At 57.1% G+C, this 16109-nt stretch carries 13 protein-coding genes, 2 pseudogenes and 1 riboswitch; of the genes and pseudogenes, 2 read left to right on the top strand and 13 right to left on the bottom strand.

Annotated elements, in window-relative coordinates; translation table 11 throughout:
- Positions 1 to 42: 42 nt before the first annotated feature.
- The 12 genes and pseudogenes from ACQY4M_RS05645 to ACQY4M_RS05590 all read right to left on the bottom strand — a co-directional run bounded on the left by ACQY4M_RS05645 (position 43) and on the right by ACQY4M_RS05590 (position 13098).
- Positions 43 to 2586: a putative PEP-binding protein gene (locus tag ACQY4M_RS05645; RefSeq protein ID WP_428541876.1), complete on the bottom strand. Its 2544-nt coding sequence runs from the start codon at positions 2584 to 2586 to the stop codon at positions 43 to 45.
- Positions 2587 to 2749: 163 nt separating this feature from the next.
- Entirely contained in the window at positions 2750 to 4957 is a 2208-nt protein-coding gene (gene glyS / locus ACQY4M_RS05640) for a glycine--tRNA ligase subunit beta (protein WP_428541873.1), read from the bottom strand.
- Positions 4958 to 4960: 3 nt separating this feature from the next.
- Positions 4961 to 5431 (bottom strand): DUF6446 family protein, encoded by a 471-nt coding sequence (locus ACQY4M_RS05635; RefSeq protein WP_428541870.1) that lies wholly within the window; start codon positions 5429 to 5431, stop codon positions 4961 to 4963.
- Entirely contained in the window at positions 5428 to 6357 is a 930-nt protein-coding gene (locus ACQY4M_RS05630) for a glycine--tRNA ligase subunit alpha (RefSeq protein WP_428541867.1), read from the bottom strand. Before ACQY4M_RS05630 ends, ACQY4M_RS05635 begins: the two co-directional genes overlap by 4 nt.
- A gap of 79 nt (positions 6358 to 6436) precedes the next feature.
- On the bottom strand, positions 6437 to 8062 hold the full coding sequence (locus ACQY4M_RS05625) for a U32 family peptidase (RefSeq protein WP_428541864.1): 1626 nt from the start codon (positions 8060 to 8062) through the stop codon (positions 6437 to 6439).
- Between the two features lie 148 nt (positions 8063 to 8210).
- A pseudogene (locus ACQY4M_RS05620) lies at positions 8211 to 8306 on the bottom strand (IS1595 family transposase); the annotation flags it as partial.
- Positions 8266 to 8391: a hypothetical protein gene (locus ACQY4M_RS05615; RefSeq protein ID WP_428539576.1), complete on the bottom strand. Its 126-nt coding sequence runs from the start codon at positions 8389 to 8391 to the stop codon at positions 8266 to 8268. The pseudogene ACQY4M_RS05620 and the gene ACQY4M_RS05615, both read right to left, overlap by 41 nt.
- Positions 8392 to 8456: 65 nt before the next feature.
- On the bottom strand, positions 8457 to 9500 hold the full coding sequence (locus ACQY4M_RS05610; RefSeq protein ID WP_428539227.1) for an IS5 family transposase: 1044 nt from the start codon (positions 9498 to 9500) through the stop codon (positions 8457 to 8459).
- Between the two features lie 89 nt (positions 9501 to 9589).
- A pseudogene (locus ACQY4M_RS05605) lies at positions 9590 to 9997 on the bottom strand (IS1595 family transposase); the annotation flags it as partial.
- Between the two features lie 73 nt (positions 9998 to 10070).
- Positions 10071 to 11203 (bottom strand): IS3 family transposase gene (locus tag ACQY4M_RS05600; protein ID WP_428539245.1). Its coding sequence is split into 2 segments (ribosomal slippage): positions 10071 to 10951 and positions 10951 to 11203, totalling 1134 coding nucleotides; the frame shifts between segments, so codons are not numbered across the junction.
- 15 nt (positions 11204 to 11218) lie between these two features.
- Positions 11219 to 11746, bottom strand: coding sequence for a plasmid pRiA4b ORF-3 family protein (locus ACQY4M_RS05595; protein ID WP_428541861.1), 528 nt, complete (start codon positions 11744 to 11746; stop codon positions 11219 to 11221).
- Positions 11747 to 11871: 125 nt separating this feature from the next.
- Positions 11872 to 13098, bottom strand: coding sequence for an IS256 family transposase (locus ACQY4M_RS05590; RefSeq protein ID WP_428539582.1), 1227 nt, complete (start codon positions 13096 to 13098; stop codon positions 11872 to 11874).
- Positions 13099 to 13349: 251 nt separating this feature from the next.
- Here ACQY4M_RS05590 and ACQY4M_RS05585 point away from each other — a divergent pair, with 251 nt between their 5' ends.
- Positions 13350 to 14108 (top strand): LytTR family DNA-binding domain-containing protein, encoded by a 759-nt coding sequence (locus ACQY4M_RS05585; RefSeq protein WP_428541858.1) that lies wholly within the window; start codon positions 13350 to 13352, stop codon positions 14106 to 14108.
- Between the two features lies 1 nt (position 14109).
- Here ACQY4M_RS05585 and ACQY4M_RS05580 read toward each other — a convergent pair whose 3' ends face one another.
- Complete coding sequence (locus ACQY4M_RS05580; protein ID WP_428541855.1) at positions 14110 to 14661, bottom strand: gamma-glutamylcyclotransferase family protein; 552 nt, start codon at positions 14659 to 14661, stop codon at positions 14110 to 14112.
- Between the two features lie 74 nt (positions 14662 to 14735).
- Positions 14736 to 14824, top strand: a riboswitch (glycine riboswitch).
- Between the two features lie 156 nt (positions 14825 to 14980).
- Here ACQY4M_RS05580 and gcvT point away from each other — a divergent pair.
- The gene (gene gcvT / locus ACQY4M_RS05575; RefSeq protein WP_428541852.1) at positions 14981 to 16108 is read left to right on the top strand and encodes a glycine cleavage system aminomethyltransferase GcvT; all 1128 of its coding nucleotides are present in this window, start codon (positions 14981 to 14983) and stop codon (positions 16106 to 16108) included.
- Position 16109 lies beyond the last annotated feature (1 nt).

Genomic DNA, 16109 nt, shown 5'->3' with positions numbered 1-16109 from the left:
CACGAATGGAATTCGAATTAGTTATTATTATCAGCGTGATAGCTATCGTTTCGGAATCTCAACTGCCAGTTGCGCAGCAGCCAGACGGGCGACCGGCACCCGATAAGGCGAGCAGGAAACATAGTCGAACCCGGCACTGCGACAAAATGCGATAGATTCGGGGTTGCCGCCATGTTCACCGCAAATCAACAAAACCACGTCCTTGCGCGCCGCGCGGCCACGTTCGGCGCCGATGGTCAGCAGTTCACCTACGCCCTCGGTATCCAGCATGTGGAACGGGTCTTCGGGGAAGACGCCCTGTTGCACATAATTCGACATGAACCGCCCCGCGTCATCGCGTGACATCCCGTAAGCCATCTGGGTCAGGTCATTTGTGCCAAAGCTAAGGAATGCAGCATTTTGCGCAATATCCCCCGCCCGCAACGCGGCCCGCGGGGTTTCGACCATTACACCAAGGCGATAGTCGAAATCGCGGCCCTGCTCGACCCGAACGGCGGCCGCGACTGCATCAACGCGGGTTTTGACCAGATCGACCTCGTGAGTGGCGCTGACCAGCGGAAGCATGATTTCCGGCACCACGGGGGCACCGTTTTTGCTGGCAATCACCGTGGCCTCGAAAATTGCGCGGGCCTGCATGTCGTAGATTTCCGGCACGGTGATCCCCAACCGCACGCCACGCATGCCCAGCATCGGGTTGTATTCGCGCAGCGCATCCACACGGCGGGTCACATCGGACACAGGTAAATCCAGCGCCTCGGCCAATTCGCGCTGGCCTTCGCGGTGGGCTGGCAGAAATTCGTGCAGGGGCGGGTCCAGCAGGCGGATGCAGACGGGTTTACCCTGCATGATGCCGAACAGTTCGACAAAATCGGCGCGTTGCATGGGCAGAAGTTGATCCAAAGCCTCGGCCCGATCTTCCGATGTGTCGGCAAAGATCATTTCGCGCATTACCGTCAGGCGTTCCTGTTCAAAGAACATATGTTCGGTGCGGCACAGCCCGATGCCCTGTGCGTTGAATTTGCGGGCAATGCGGGCATCCGCGGGGGTGTCGGCGTTGGCGCGAATGCCCATATCGCAGGCCTGATCGGCCCACTCCATCAATTGGCGAAACGCGCCATCCAGCGCGGGTTCCAGCATTTTGGCCGCGCCCGCCAGCGCCTGACCGGCAGTGCCGTCGATGGTGATCACGTCGCCTTCCTTGAATATGCGCCCGTCTTCGGCGGTGATGGTTTTTTCGCGGCGGTCAACCTCCATCCCCATGGCACCAACCACGCAGGGCAGGCCCAAACCACGGGCAATCACGGCGGCGTGGCTGGTCATGCCGCCCTTGGCCGTCAGCACCCCGACGGCGGCGTTCATGCCGCGCACATCTTCGGGGGTGGTTTCGCGGCGCACAAGGATGCAATCCTCGCCACGGGCCTGACTGGCCTGCGCGGCATTGGCGGAAAACACGATATGGCCGCTGGCGGCACCGGGGCTGGCGGCGATGCCTTGCTGGAACACATCACGCGGGCCTTCGGGGTCAATCTGGTGGTGCAACAATTCGCTTAAGGCACGCGGTTCGATCCGCATCAAGGCTTCTTCGCGGCTGATGATCCCGTCCTTGGCCAGCGCCACGGCAATGCGCACCGCAGCGCGGGAACGGCGGGGGATACGCACGGCGTCCAGAATGTTCAGGCAGTTCTTGGAAATGGTGAATTCGATCTGCATTTCCTCGCGCAGGCGCTGGCGGGAAATGTCGCCGTATTGTTTGAGTTTGGCAAAGCAATCGGGGCATAGATCCTCAAGCGATGGCCCGCGCTCGTCATGGGTCAGATAGAGCGCACCCTTTTCCTGTGTCAGCGCATCGCGTCCCTGGCTCTGGCTAAGGTAGCGCCCTTTGATCCGTGGCAATCCGGTGATGTCATCGGCAAACTGGATCACGCCCGAGCCACATTCGCCCTTGCCCACCCCCAATGCCATTTGCTGCACGATCAGCCCCAGCCCCGCGTCGGCGGGCGCGCCTTTGGCCTGTCGCAGCAGGCGGGCGGTGGTGCCTTCCCACGCCCGCGCCATGGATCGCAGCACATCGGACAGCTGTTTTGCCGGGTCTTGCGGGAATTCGGCGTCGGTTTCGTCCTGATATGCGTGCAACATATCTTGCAACGCGTCACTGGTCGGGTTGTCCGGCAGTTCGAACATATCCGGGTCCAGACGGGCGACGTGGACGGCAAAGGCCTGAATGAAGCGCAGGTAAAGCGCGTTGGCGGCTGGTTCGCCCAGTTCTTGAGCCAGTTCCATATGGCGCCGGGTGTTCATGCCGATATTCAGGATCGCGCCGGGGCCGCCCCAGTCGGGGTCTTCTGAACTGGGGCGCACCGAGACCAGCGCATCATCAAAACTGTCGATCATCGCGTCGGTGTTGGCGGGATCACCGGCGGCGATGGCGTGCACGGCGTCAAATGACAGGGCAAGGGTTTTGGGCACGGGCATGTCCAGCCGGATCAGCCGTTGCAGGCATTTCGCCCGTCCGCCGTGGGTATTGTTGGCGATCGGGGCGGTCTGGGTGATTTCGGTGAACCCGGGGATGTTGGATTGCTGTTGCACGGTGCCGCCTTTCCTTGCGCTATGGGTAGCATAGCGTTTGTGAAAGTCGAGGCAAAAGAGATTCTATGCCTGCGGCGCGGAGTTTTAGCCGTCTTGGAAACGCTCCGGGGGAGCGTTTCAGGCGTAAAACGGGCGATAGCCCATGGGAAAAAGATGAGAGGGGTTAGCCTTCGACTTTGGTCAGGTCGGCGACCGAGGTGCAGGTTTTGCGGATTTGGGACAGCAGGTTCAGCCGGTTGCGGCGCAGGGTGGCATTGTCGGTGTTGACCTGAACGGCCTCGAAAAACGCATCAATGGGCGCGCGCAGTTTGGCCATTTCGGACATGGCGGTGGCAAAATCCTCTTTCTTAAGCGCAGGCGTGATGGCGGCTTCGGCGGCGTCCAGCGCCTTGAACAGCGCGCGTTCCTCGTCGGTCTCGGCGAATTTGATGTCGGCGCCAAAGGAATATTCCACGCCGTCTTTCTTTTCTTCGGCCGACAGGATGTTGGAGGCGCGTTTATAACCCTGCAACAGGTTTTCGCCATCATCGGTTTTCAGGAAGGCTTGCAGTGCCTCGGCCCGTTTGACCAGCAGGGTCAGGTCATCATTGTTCGGCATAGCAAGGCAGGCGTCGATCACATCGTGGGTGACGCCTTTGTCTTTGAGGTAAACCTTCAGGCGGTCGTGGAAGAAGGTGAGGAGGGTTTTGGCAAGATACAATGCAATTCTTGTATTTAACTCTACGGAATCGTGTTCAGGAACTGAAACAAATTCAGTTATTGAATTTGCTTCATCATCCAGTCCAAGAGCATGAAGTGCTTTAATTGCTGAACTAGCTTGTTTGCCGCGCTCTGCTCCGCTCCTTTTGCCTAAATGCGCACCAATTCTAGGAGAAAATATGGGATGAAGATTTAACCTCACCCCATTCTCCTGCACCAGCCGGATCACCCCGAGCGCAGCACGGCGCAACGCAAACGGATCTTTAGACCCCGTCGGTTTCTCGTCAATCGCCCAGAACCCCGTCAGCGTGTCGATCTTGTCGGCCAGCGCCACGGCGACGGAAACAGGTTCGGTGGGCACGTCGTCCGAAGGACCAAGCGGCGCGTAATGTGCCTGACAGGCGTTTGCCACCTCTTGCGGCAGGCCGGCGGCCTGTGCGTAATAGCGGCCCATCAGCCCTTGCAGCTCGGGGAACTCATAGACCATTTCGCTGGACAGATCGGCCTTGCAGACCTCGGCGGCCTGTTTGGCCAATGCGGGGTCGGCCCCGACCATCGGGGCGATTTCCGCGGCCAAGGCGGCGATGCGTGCCACCCGTTCGGCCTGTGTGCCCAGTTTGCTGTGGAAGGTGACGTTTTCCAGTTTCGCAACCATATCGGCCAGCGGCGTGCGCAGGTCGTTTTCCCAGAAGAATTTCGCATCCGACAGCCGTGCAAACAGCACCTTCTGGTTGCCCGCAAGGATGGTTTTGCCGTGATCCGTGGTTTCGCGGTTGGCCACGGTGACGAATTTTTCAATCCGGTCGGTTTTCGGGTTCCGCACGCTGAAAAACTTCTGGTGTTCGCGCATCGAGGTTTGCAGCACTTCGGGCGGCAGGCCCATGAAATCCTCGGCAATGTCGCCCATCAGCACCACGGGCCATTCAACCAGCCCTGCGACTTCGGACAAAAGCCCTTTGTCTTCGACCACTTCCAACCCCTGGGCAAAAGCCTGATTTGTAGCGTCGTTCCAGATGTGATCGGCGCGTTCCTGTGCGCTCAAAACAACATGCGCCTTGGCCAGTTTGGCGGAATAATCGTCAAAGGACGTGACACTGAAACGGGCAGGGGCCATGAAACGGTGGCCTTCGGTGCTATCGCCGGATTTGATGCCGTCGATGTCCAGCGGCACAACAGTTGCGCCGGTCTCGTCGCTTAGAATGCACAGGATCGAATGTAGCGGGCGCACCCAGCGCAGGGTGCCAGCGCCCCAGCGCATGGATTTGGGCCAGGGGAAATTGCGGATGGTTGTTTCCAGCACTTGCGCGATGATGTCAGCGGCGGGGCGGCCCGGCTTTTCGATGATGGCAAAGTAGACCTGCCCCTTTTTATCGTCGCGCACTTCCAGATCGTCGCGCGATACACCGGCACCGCGCAGGAAGCCTTCGATCGCCTTGTCCGGCGCATCTACGCGGGGGCCTTTGCGTTCTTCGCGGATGGTGGGGCTTTCGCTCAACACACCCTCGACCGACAGCGCCAGACGGCGCGGGGTGGAAAACGCACCGGCGGACGCATAGGTCAGCCCCGCATCCACCAGCCCGTCGGTGACCAGACGTTTCAGATCAGCCGCCGCGCGGGCCTGCATACGGGCGGGGATTTCTTCGCTAAACAGTTCGATCAGAAGGTCGGGCATGGGTTATTCCGCATATTTTTCATTAAGTTGGTGCCAGATAAAGGCGCGCCCGTCGGGGTAGATGGCGACCACGCGGTCAACACCGTCAGAGATATTTTTCTGCCCCAGAAACGGCAGGGCGATGCCCGCTTCCAGATCTGCCCCAATGGTTTTGGCGTCATAGCAGGTGAACCAGCCGGGGCCGATCAGTGGCTCGGCGTGTTCATAGGCGACATAGGTTTCGGTCAGCATGGATTGCGACATCGGCGTGGTGAAACAGCCGCGAAACCGGATGGGCGAGGATTGACTGTCGATGCCTTCAAAATTATCGGCGATGATTTCTTCGGGTTCATTTGTAACAACCGAGGTCAACTCGATGGTGACGTCCTTGGCCGCGACCTCGTCATAAAAGGCGTAAACCTGAAGGTAATACAGAACCGCGCCTGCGGTTAATGCGATGAACATGATACCAAGTCCTACTATTCGTCCTGTCATTGCACCCACCCGCCTGCTTCGGTTTCAACAAAAGCATCGGCGCATTTTTTGGTCAGCGCGCGCACACGGCCGATATAGGCCTGACGCTCGGTCACCGAAATCACCCCGCGCGCGTCCAGCAGGTTGAACAGGTGGCTGGCCTTGATCGCCTGATCATAGGCCGGATGCACCATCACGATGCGCTTGCCGGTTTTGGGGTCGTCATAGGGGTGGTCCAGAATATCGGCGCAGGCGGCTTCGGCCTCTTCAAACTGTTTCAGCAACACGTCGGTATTGGCCACGTCGAAATTCCAGCGGGAATATTCCTGCTCGGTCTGTTTGAACACATCACCGTATTTCAGCGGGATTGGCGCGTCGGGGTCGTTATAGGGCATGTCCATCACATGATCGACGCCCAGAACATACATCGCCAGCCGTTCCAGCCCGTAGGTCAGTTCGCCGGAAACCGGATGGCAATCATGCCCGCCAACCTGCTGAAAATAGGTGAATTGCGAAACTTCCATGCCGTCACACCACACTTCCCAGCCCAGACCCCATGCGCCCAGCGTGGGGGATTCCCAGTCGTCCTCGACAAAGCGGATGTCGTGCAGCTCCATGTCGATGCCGATGGCCTCAAGACTGCCCAGATAGAGCGCCTGAAGGTCGGGCGGCGAGGGTTTGATCAGCACCTGATACTGGTAATAATGCTGCAACCGGTTGGGATTTTCACCATAGCGCCCGTCGGTGGGGCGACGCGAGGGTTGCACATAGGCGGCGGCCCAGGGTTTGGTTCCAAGGCTGCGCAGGGTGGTGGCGGGGTGGAAGGTGCCGGCCCCCACCTCCATGTCGTAAGGCTGTAGCATGGCACAGCCTTTGGAGGCCCAATAGGACTGCAGGCGCAGGATGATTTCCTGAAAGCTGCGTGGTTTGGCTTGTTGATCGGTCATCATGGCCTCGGATCGGGTTTCGCTTGGGTTGGTTCCAAATAGGCAATGTGACGGGGGGGGTCAATTGGGGAGTTTGCCCCTATTCCACCGGCAACACAAACTCTGCCGCTTCGGCACGGGTCAGTTGTTCGCCCTGTTTGCGTTTCATCAGGACCTCGCGGGCGCGGGCGTATTGGTCATCCTGCCAGAACATCATGCAGCCGTTGCAGCCCTTGCCGCAGCACCCTTCAACCCCGATGCGGTTGGTTTTGAAACGGCGGTCGTTGGTGTTTTCCTCAATCTTTTCAACCAATTCATCACGGCGTTTGCTATAAGCCTTTTCGTTTTCCTTGCCGTTGATTTCCAAGCCTTGCGTCAGCTTGTCCAGCCGGATGCGGGCCCATTGTTCTTCGGTTAGGGCGCGTTCCTTGCGCATCACGCTATATTGCGGGAAGCGGGCGCGCAGCACCTCGGGGTCTTCGTGGTCAAACAGGGAAAACGGGATGCGGACGGTGGTGCGGGTGCCGCCGTGGATCACGTCCTTTTTCTCGCCGGTCGCGGCGTCCTCGAAATCATACATTCGCAGCAGCACGGTTTCCCGCGCAATGGGGGATACGAAATCCAGCACTTCGCCCGCTTCCAGTTTGTTTTTCACTTCGACCAGAAAGGCGTCTTCGGTCACTTCCGAGACCACGCCGGCATATTCCCACTGCGCCATGGCGGCGGTGTGTTCATAGTCGTGCGCATAATTGGTCAGGCGGCCATCGTGGAAGGCCAGTGTGTAGCCGCGGTTGCCGACCGATTCCAGCTCGCGCATATAGGGCAGGGGGTTCCAGTTTTCGGGATCTGCGTAATAATCGTCGATCGCCATCCGGTAGGCCCGCGCGACGATGGCGGCGTAATATTCCGACTTGCCGCGCCCCTCGACCTTCAGGCTGTCCACGCCGATACGCAGATATTCGTCCAGTTTGGGCATGATGCACAGGTCTTTGGAATTCAGGATGTAGGAACCGCGCGAGTCCTCCTCGATTGGCAAAAGGTCACCGGGGCGGCAGCCTTCTTCCAATAGAAATTCGAACATATCGGCGTTTTCGTCCGTGACATTCAATTCCTGCACGGTGCCGTCTTTCAGACGCAGGTGGAATTTGTAATTCCAGCGGCAGGAATTGGCGCAATTGCCCTGATTGGCGCCACGTTCGGACATGAAGTTGGACAGCAGGCAGCGGCCCGAATAGGTCATGCACATGGCGCCATGAACAAAGGCTTCCAGCTTGATATCAGGGCATTCTTTGCGGATTTCACAGAGTTCGCTGAAGGATACTTCACGGGCTAGAACCACCAGTTCAGCCCCCAGATCCTGCCAGAATTTCACCGACAGCCATGACGATACATTGCTTTGGGTCGAGATGTGTAGCGGCAATTCCGGCGCGTGGGTTTTGACGAATTGGAACACACCGGGGTCGGCAATGATCAAGCCGTCGGGTTTCACTTTTCGAACAGTTTCGACGTATTCGTGCAGTTTCGGGATATCCTTGTTATGGGAAAACAGGTTTAGCGTAAGATAGGCGCGTTTACCGTGGGCATGGCAAAACTCCACCCCCTCGATCACGTCCTCGAGCGAAAACTGCGATTTGGTGCGCAGGGACATATCCGGCGTGCCCAGATACACGGCATCGGCCCCGTAAAGGATTGCCATTTTCAGTTTGCGCAGGTTTCCTGCGGGCATAAGAAGTTCGGAACGGTGCGGTTGCGTCATCGTGTGGGTGCCATAAATCAGGGGAATTCAGGGCCTTTTACACGGGTTTCCCGACTTTGCCAATCGGTGGAACAAATGCCTGCAAGCAGATTAAATTTTATGGGGCTGACCCAGATAACTACTTCAAGTAACGCTTAACCCATTGTCTTAGCTGCAATAACTGAGCTGAAGGGTCACTGTTGTTGAAACGCCACTCGCATTCCTTCAAATATAGGGAACCTCTGTAAATTCCCGTTTTCGCCTTCTTCGCGGCGGGGTGGACGGTTTTTCGCCTGTCCCGCCTGATTGCTTCGGATCATAAACCCATTTTCACCGGTTTCAAGCCGGTTTTGGGTATTTCAGGCACACCTCACCCCATGAACCCTTATCCCGGCGCCGCCAGGCCGCATTCGAACTGGACGAAGCGCTTCATGTTGTAGACCAGGTTCATCATCCCGATGCGAAATCGCGCCCGCTTCAGGCCGATGGAGCGGATCAGCTTGCCGCCCATGGAGCGCTCCTGAAAAGCGAATACATGCTCGACCCGGACCCGCACTTTCGAGCGCCTCCGGTTGGCCTTTTGCTGGCGCTCGCCAAGCGGCTTGCCGCGCCTGCCCTTGTGATGGATATGGCTGTGAAGCCCCCGCTCTTCCAGCTCGCTTTCGATCTTTTGCGAGCGATAGGCGCTGTCGGCCCACAGGTCCGATGAGGTGTTGCTCGCATCAATCAGACCGGCAAGCGCCTGGCTGTCATGCACGGCGGCATCGGTGACATCATAAGCGCGGATGAATTTGTGCCGCCGGTCGACATTGATGTGGTTCTTGTAGCCGTAATAGCTCTTGCCGTGCTTCTTCGTCCAGCGCGCATCCACGTCCTTCTGGCGCTTCTTGTGGGGTTTTTCCTCCCACTCTTCAGGCGTTTCGCCCGCCTTGATTTTCTCGTTCTCGTCCCTTTTGTTGTGCTGGCGCGGCGCCGGAACGATGCTCGCATCAACAATCTGCCCGCCCATCGCCAGATAGCCCTTTTCGCGCAGAAAGGCATCGAACTTGTCAAACAGCTCCTTCATCTTCCCGGCCCCGGCCAGCCTTTCACGGTAGGCCCAGATGGTCTTGGCGTCAGGTACGCTGTCTTCAATGCCAAGGCCGAGAAACCGCATGAACGACAGGCGGTCGCGGATCTGATACTCGATCTGATCGTCAGAGAGGTTGTAGAGCTGCTGCAAAACCATCGTCTTGAATATCAGCACCTCATCCCAAGGCGGGCGGCCAGCGTTGGATTTGCGCTGTTCGGGCGGCGTGCGCCATATGGCCTTCAGCTCGTCCCGGTAATCCTCGAACGGCACCATGTCGTTGAGCAACACCAGCGGATCACCAGATTTGTCCAGTCCCGCGTATCGGCTGGAAAGATCAAAAAATCCCATCTGACCCATGACAAAACCCCGTCGGTCGAATCATTTTCATCCTGATGACGATTCTACCCCGTCAGGCCGGATTTTGGGGGATTTTTAGAGGTTCCCTATAGCCCAAATTGGGCCTTGGGGACACCGTTAAATCGGCGCATGTGGCGCTTGGCTTGGTTCCAGAAATTCTCGATGCCATTGATGTGGTTGTGACGGTCTGCAAAGAGCTTGGAATGGTTGATGCGAAAGTGGTGGAAGTCTGACACATCCAGCACATTATAACCGCGCCAACAATCGGAATAGACGATGGAATCCGGCACGACTTTGCGCTCTATGATCGGGATCAGAGTGGCGGATTTGGCGTCCGGGATGATCTTGGTGTAAACCTTCCCACCCCTTTTTAATATACCAAAAACGGGAATTTTACCTGCCGCACCACGCCCGCGTTTACCTTTGCGTTTGCCGCCAAAGTAGCTTTCGTCCACTTCTATTTCTCCGCCGAACATAGCTTGGCTTTCCGCCTCCAGCTCATAGGCGATTAGAGGTGGTCCCACTTTTTTGACCAGTCAGCAGCCAGTTTAAGATGGATCAGGGTTTCATTTAGGCTGCCAAACTCATTGGTTTTGTTTTTCTGTCATAGGCTTCATCCGGGGTCAATATTCCGTGGGTGGAATGCGGGCGCTCGGTGTTGTAGTAAGCCAACCATTTCCCGATCCCGGCGCGGGTCTGCGAACCCGTTTCAAATGCGTTGAGGTAAATGCATTCGTATTTCAAGGATCGCCAAAGCCGCTCGATCATCCGGTTATCGACCCAGCGACCTTTGCCATCCATCGAGATTTTCACGTCGGCTTCTTTCAGCGCCTGCGTCCATTCAAACCCGGTGAACTGGCTGCCCTGGTCGCTGTTCATGATATCGGGCTTGCCGTATTTGGCCATAGCCTCTTTCAGGGCTTCAACGCAAAAATCTGCCTCCATGCTGTTTGACAATCTCCAGCTCAAAACCTTGCGGCTGTGCCAGTCCATGATCGCGACCAAATAGAGGAACCCGCGCTGCATCGGAATGTAGGTGATATCTACGCACCACACATGGTTTGGACGATCAATCGTCAGGTCTCGCAGCAGATACGGGTAGATCTTATGCTGCGGATGTTTCTTGCTCGTGTTGGGCGTCTGGTAGATCGGAACCAACCGCATCAGCCGCATCAAACGGCGGACCCTGTGGCGACCACACTTGTAACCTTGGCGCTGCATGTGCCGGGCCATTTGCCGTGATCCATACCACGGCGTCTGCAAGAATTGCTTGTCGATTATTGTCATGAACCGCAAATTTTCAGCACTTTCGCCTTTTGGCTGGTAATACAGGTTCGAGCGCGCCAGAGAAAGTAGCCCGCATTGTCGTCGCACACTCAGATCATGCTCACGGCTCACCATTTTTTGCCTCGCTTCCCGAGCAACTGTTGCGAGGCGTTGGCTAAAAAATCCCGTTCCACGACCAGCTGACCAATCTTGGAGTGCAGCTTCTCAATCTGGGCTTCATCAACCCGATCAGGATCACGGCCCCGTCTGGAAAATGCCGTGGCCATGTTTTCAATCGCTGCTCGTTTCCATGTGCCAATCTGGGTTGGATGCACACCATACTTCTTCGACAGCTCCGCCATCGTCATTTCCTCGCGGATTGCTTCAAGCGCAACGCGGGCTTTGAATTCGGGAGAATGGTTCTTTCGTTTCGTCATTTTGAATCGTCTTTCTCATAAGTCGATCCACCTTAACAACTGGTCCGAATTTCCGCGACCACCTCTGAGGTATTTCATCAATTCCCAATTTACCGAGTCGGAATCAAATTGTTCACTATCGTAATCGCCTCCGGACCACTCCATATAGCTTTCGTGCTCTTCATGGCTCGGATCCTTCAGGGCGTTGCAGAATTCAAAGTAACCGGGTACACCACCCACATCCTCAGGTGGACAAGCCCGTTCACCCTCAAGACAGGCCAGCTCCGTTCTCAATTCAGGATTGAAATAGCGGTTCTCCTCCAAGAGAAGTTCATGTTCCCAGCTGTCCCCGAAATCATACAGATAACTGAATGTTCGGCCTTTCTGTTTGATCAAATCTCCAAGCCGGTATTTTCCACATACCAACCCGTCTTCTTTGGATTCCGGATATTCGGTGTAGCGTTTTTTCCCAATGGTAAATTCGTGCAGGTGACTGTCGGTCCAGCCCATGACAATCTGAATCACATCGTGCAGCCGATCCAGCGTGATGCTGGCTGGCACCACAAAGCGACGCCATATTGCCGGTTCGATATCAAGCAGTTGTATTTTCAGTAGATAAAATCGGTTGTGTCTCGAAAGTGGTGGAAATTGATTTCAGGCACCTCCGAGCGGGTTGAGTTATGCGCCGGTCAGGCGGCTTGGTCAAGGGTTGCGTCGGCGACGGGCTGAGCGAGCGTTTCCCAGCCATCGACCTTTCGCATGACGATCTGCCCCGAGGCCATCAGAGCCCAAAGCAGCATCGGCACGGTCTCGGCGCATGGCAGCACGGTCTGGGTCTTGATGCGGCGGCGGAATTCCTCGTTCAGGCGTTCGATCGCATTTGTCGTTCTGGCCGATTTCCACTGGCCTTGTGGCAGACGCGTGAAGGTGAAAAGCTTATCTCCTGCTTCTTCCAAGCTGTCAGCGACGGCCTTGCATTTCAGCCGCCATTTTCGCAGAAATGCCTTGCGGCGGGTGGCGATTTCCTCGGGTGTTTTGGCGTAGATCATGTCGCGGTAATCTTCTGTCAACTCATCATGCATACGCTTGGGTGCCTTGGCCAGAAGGTTGCGGTGCTTGTGCACCGTGCACCTCTGGATCGGCAGATCTTCACCCCAGAGGGCAATGAGAGCGACCTCAAGTCCCGGTGCCCCGTCCACGATGACAAATTCGGGCCGTTTCAACCCGCGCGCATCCAGATCGTTGATGAACTGACGCCAGGCGGAGGTGCTTTCGCCGCCCATGTTCATCAGTGATAACAAGACCTTCTGCCCATCCCGGCGCACGCCAATCGCGGCCAGAACCGAGATATTGGTGGCCTTCCTGTCAATCCGCGTTTTGATCACGGTGCCGTCCAGGATCAGCCGCACGATGTCTTCATCCGCAAGGCTGCGGGCGCACCACGCCTGCCAGTCCACCTTCACCTTGCGCCAGGCGCGGCTCACCACATCCTTGCTGACCGCCCCCTGAAACAGGCCGAACAGGGCGCGTTTTACCCGCCGTGTGTTGGTGCCCGAAAGGTAGACAGCAGCGATCAGCGCCTCGGCCTTCTTCGTCAGCCGCTGGTAGCGGGGCAATGCCTTCGAGCGCCATTCTCTGGCCTTGCCGGCCTCGCCTGTGATCCGCGCACGCGGCACGCGCACCGTTTCGGTTCCAAATGTTCCGACCAGTTGCCGCTCGCGATGCCCGTGGCGGTATCCGGCCTTTGCCCCGCCGCTGCGGCCATACCGGCAACGGCCCAGAAACTGCTCCAGCTCCTCTTCGAAAACCGCCTCGATCGTCGCGCGGATGTTCTGGCGCAGCCGGTCTTCAATCGGGTCATAGCCTGCTTCATTGGCCAGTAGCGCGGATGTCGATGTTGCTGTATTCTTTGTCATGGCGTGATCTCCTTGGCGGTTCCAGCCGCCGGTTGGGTGGCTTCGATGCACCCGGAGATTACGCCGTCCTCGAATTTCCACCAAACTCGCGACACTACCCAAGCAATGGCCAAACCCAGACTGGTGCGCCGTTTAGAATATTTGAAAGCATGGTTTTCTCCTGCAAAAAGGTTCGAGTTTCAACTTGAATTCTTTTCGCAGTGAAATATCACGTTAGGAATTGTGGATGCGTGAACGACAGGGATTTATTCGTGAATAACACATTCAAGGCATCGGTTTTTCGTGTGCTGAATTTCTGGCACTGGCGCGAACAGCTGATTGCATTGGGGTTAACCATTTTAGCCTTTGCATATTTGGGGCCGTTTTCGACATCGGACATGTCTTTTGGCACGCGGCTTCTTTATTGGGGGCTGGATATCGGGATCGGGTGGATCTTGGTTTTGGCCTTTTTAACCTTGTTCGTTCGCAATCCGGCCATGGATGAATGGCCCAGTTTCATCAGGATCGGGCTGGCGGTTTTGGCTGCAACCCTTCCGATCAGTTATACGGTCGTTCAAATTGAATGGCTCATTCGCGGAAATGGCCTTGGCCCGCAGATTGTTGTCAGGGTTTTCTTTGTTTGCGCCCTGATTGGCGGGATTATCAGCTTGCGCATCCAGTCCCGTTTGGGCGTCGCGACCCCCGCGCCGCAAACACCGGCACAGGATTTTTTCAAACGTCTTCCGTTCGAATTGGGGACGGATTTGATATCCCTTTCGATGCAGGATCACTATGTCGAGGCCACAACAACAAAAGGATCAGCCCTGATCTTGATGCGGTTGAGCGATGCGATTTCCGAATTGCCCGATGCAAGTGGTGTGCAGATCCATCGTTCGCACTGGGCGGCAATCAACGCCATGCGCCGCACCAAAAGGGACAACGGCAAGCTGTTGCTGGAATTAAGCGATGGGCGTTCTTTACCTGTAAGCCGTACGTATGCAGCAACGGTAAAAGCGGTTTTGAACACCTGATTTACACATCAAGATTGGCAAGATGCCATGCGACCCGCACGATTTCGGTTTTATCAGGCGTAATCGCGCGTGGGTAAATGGGCGCGTCCCGATCATCCAGAATTGGCGCGTGCCAGCCATCGGTGGTGTCAAAAAACCGTGCAACGCCTTCTTCACCGAATTCATTGAAATAGCCCTGAACGACAACATCAAGATAGGACAGCAGGATCGGGTTTTTTGTGGTCGGGGGCTGGTGGGCGTTGGCCTCGATCGCGTAGATCGCCACCTCGGGGTCGTGGTTTACCTCGTGGTGGACCTGATGGGTGGCATCCTGCCGCAGATAGGCGCGTTCACGGATGTCCAGCGCCTGCCAGTCACCATCCGGCACTGCGGCAATCAGCCCGTCGATGGTGCAATCCGCATCCGGTACCGCCGTCAGGTAGCATAGATCACGCAGGGGGCTGCGCCGCCACGCCCGCCGCCAGCCGGTAATCTGTGCCGGATGGGCCTGTTCGTACTCATGCGTTTTGCGGTTCACCAATGAGCCGTAGCCAAAGAAAAACGGGTCTTTCATAGGGAATGTTTTGCATTTGTATACACCTGAATACAACCCCTTGCGAAGGTCGGTTTGCTGGTCTAACGTGCCTTCCGTCAACGTCGGGAGAATCTGGTGTTACCAGTGCCGAAGGAGCATGCGCCCCGCTAAACTCTCAGGCCCAATGGACCGACGGTTGACTGTGAAGACTCTGGAGAGTGGTGCCGCGTGGTGCCCGCCGAAGGGATAGCGATCTCAGGCAAACGGACAGAGGGGGCATCAACGGGTGGTTATTTGACCGCTTAAATTGATGCCGGACGCATTTACCATCCGGTTGGCGATATATTGGGGGCGACGCATGTCTGATCTGAAACGAACCGGTCTTTATGATCTGCATCTGGAACTGGGCGCGAAAATGGTGCCTTTTGCGGGCTATGAAATGCCCGTGCAATATCCGCTGGGCGTGATGAAGGAACATATCCATACCCGCGAGAATGCCGGTCTGTTCGATGTCAGCCATATGGGGCAGGTTCTGGTGCGGCCCAAATCCGGCGATGTGGCCGATGCGGCGCTGGCGTTTGAAACCCTTGTGCCGGTATCGCTGCTGGCGCTGAAAGAGGGGCGTCAGCGGTACGCGATGTTCACCAATGATGCGGGCGGGATCATGGATGACCTGATGGTGGCCAACCGTGGCGATCACCTGTTCGTTGTGGTGAACGCGGCCTGCAAGGACGCCGACATCGCGCATATGCGGGCGAACCTGTCGGACAGTTGCGAAATCGAGGTGATCGGCGATCGCGCATTGCTGGCGTTGCAAGGGCCATTGGCCGAAGCCGCGCTGAACAGCATTGCCCCTGTGGCCGATATGAAATTCATGGATGTGACCGTTTTGCCATCCGCATTTGGCGACCTTTGGGTGTCGCGCTCGGGCTATACCGGCGAGGACGGGTTCGAGATTTCCGTCGCCGATGATCAGGCGGTTGCCTTTGCCCGCGCTTTGTTGGCGGCGGACGGGGTAGAGCCGATCGGCCTTGGCGCACGCGACAGTTTGCGCCTAGAGGCAGGACTTTGCCTTTATGGCAATGACATCGACGAAACCACCTCCCCCATCGAGGCCGCACTGGAATGGGCGATGCAAAAGGTTCGCCGCAAAGGGGGCGAACGCGAGGGCGGCTTCCCAGGTGCTGACCGTATCCTGAACGAGCTGGAAAACGGCACATCACGCCGCCGCGTTGGTATTCTACCCGATGGCCGCGCGCCGATGCGCGCGCATACCATGCTGTTTGCGGATGAAACCGCGGCCGAGCCGATGGGCGAAGTCACATCAGGCGCCTTTGGCCCCACCATCGGACGGCCCATGTCGATGGGATATGTCGCCACAGAATTTGCCGAAACCGGCACTAAAATCTATGCCGAGGTGCGCGGCAAACGCCTGCCCGCCACCATTGCGGATATGCCGTTCCGGCCCTCGACCTATAAACGCTAAT

The organism is Profundibacter sp., assembly GCF_965277155.1.
GTDB lineage: Bacteria > Pseudomonadota > Alphaproteobacteria > Rhodobacterales > Rhodobacteraceae > Profundibacter.
The sequence above is the reverse complement of the archived record's forward strand: the minus strand, read 5'-3'. Positions and strand labels throughout refer to the sequence as shown.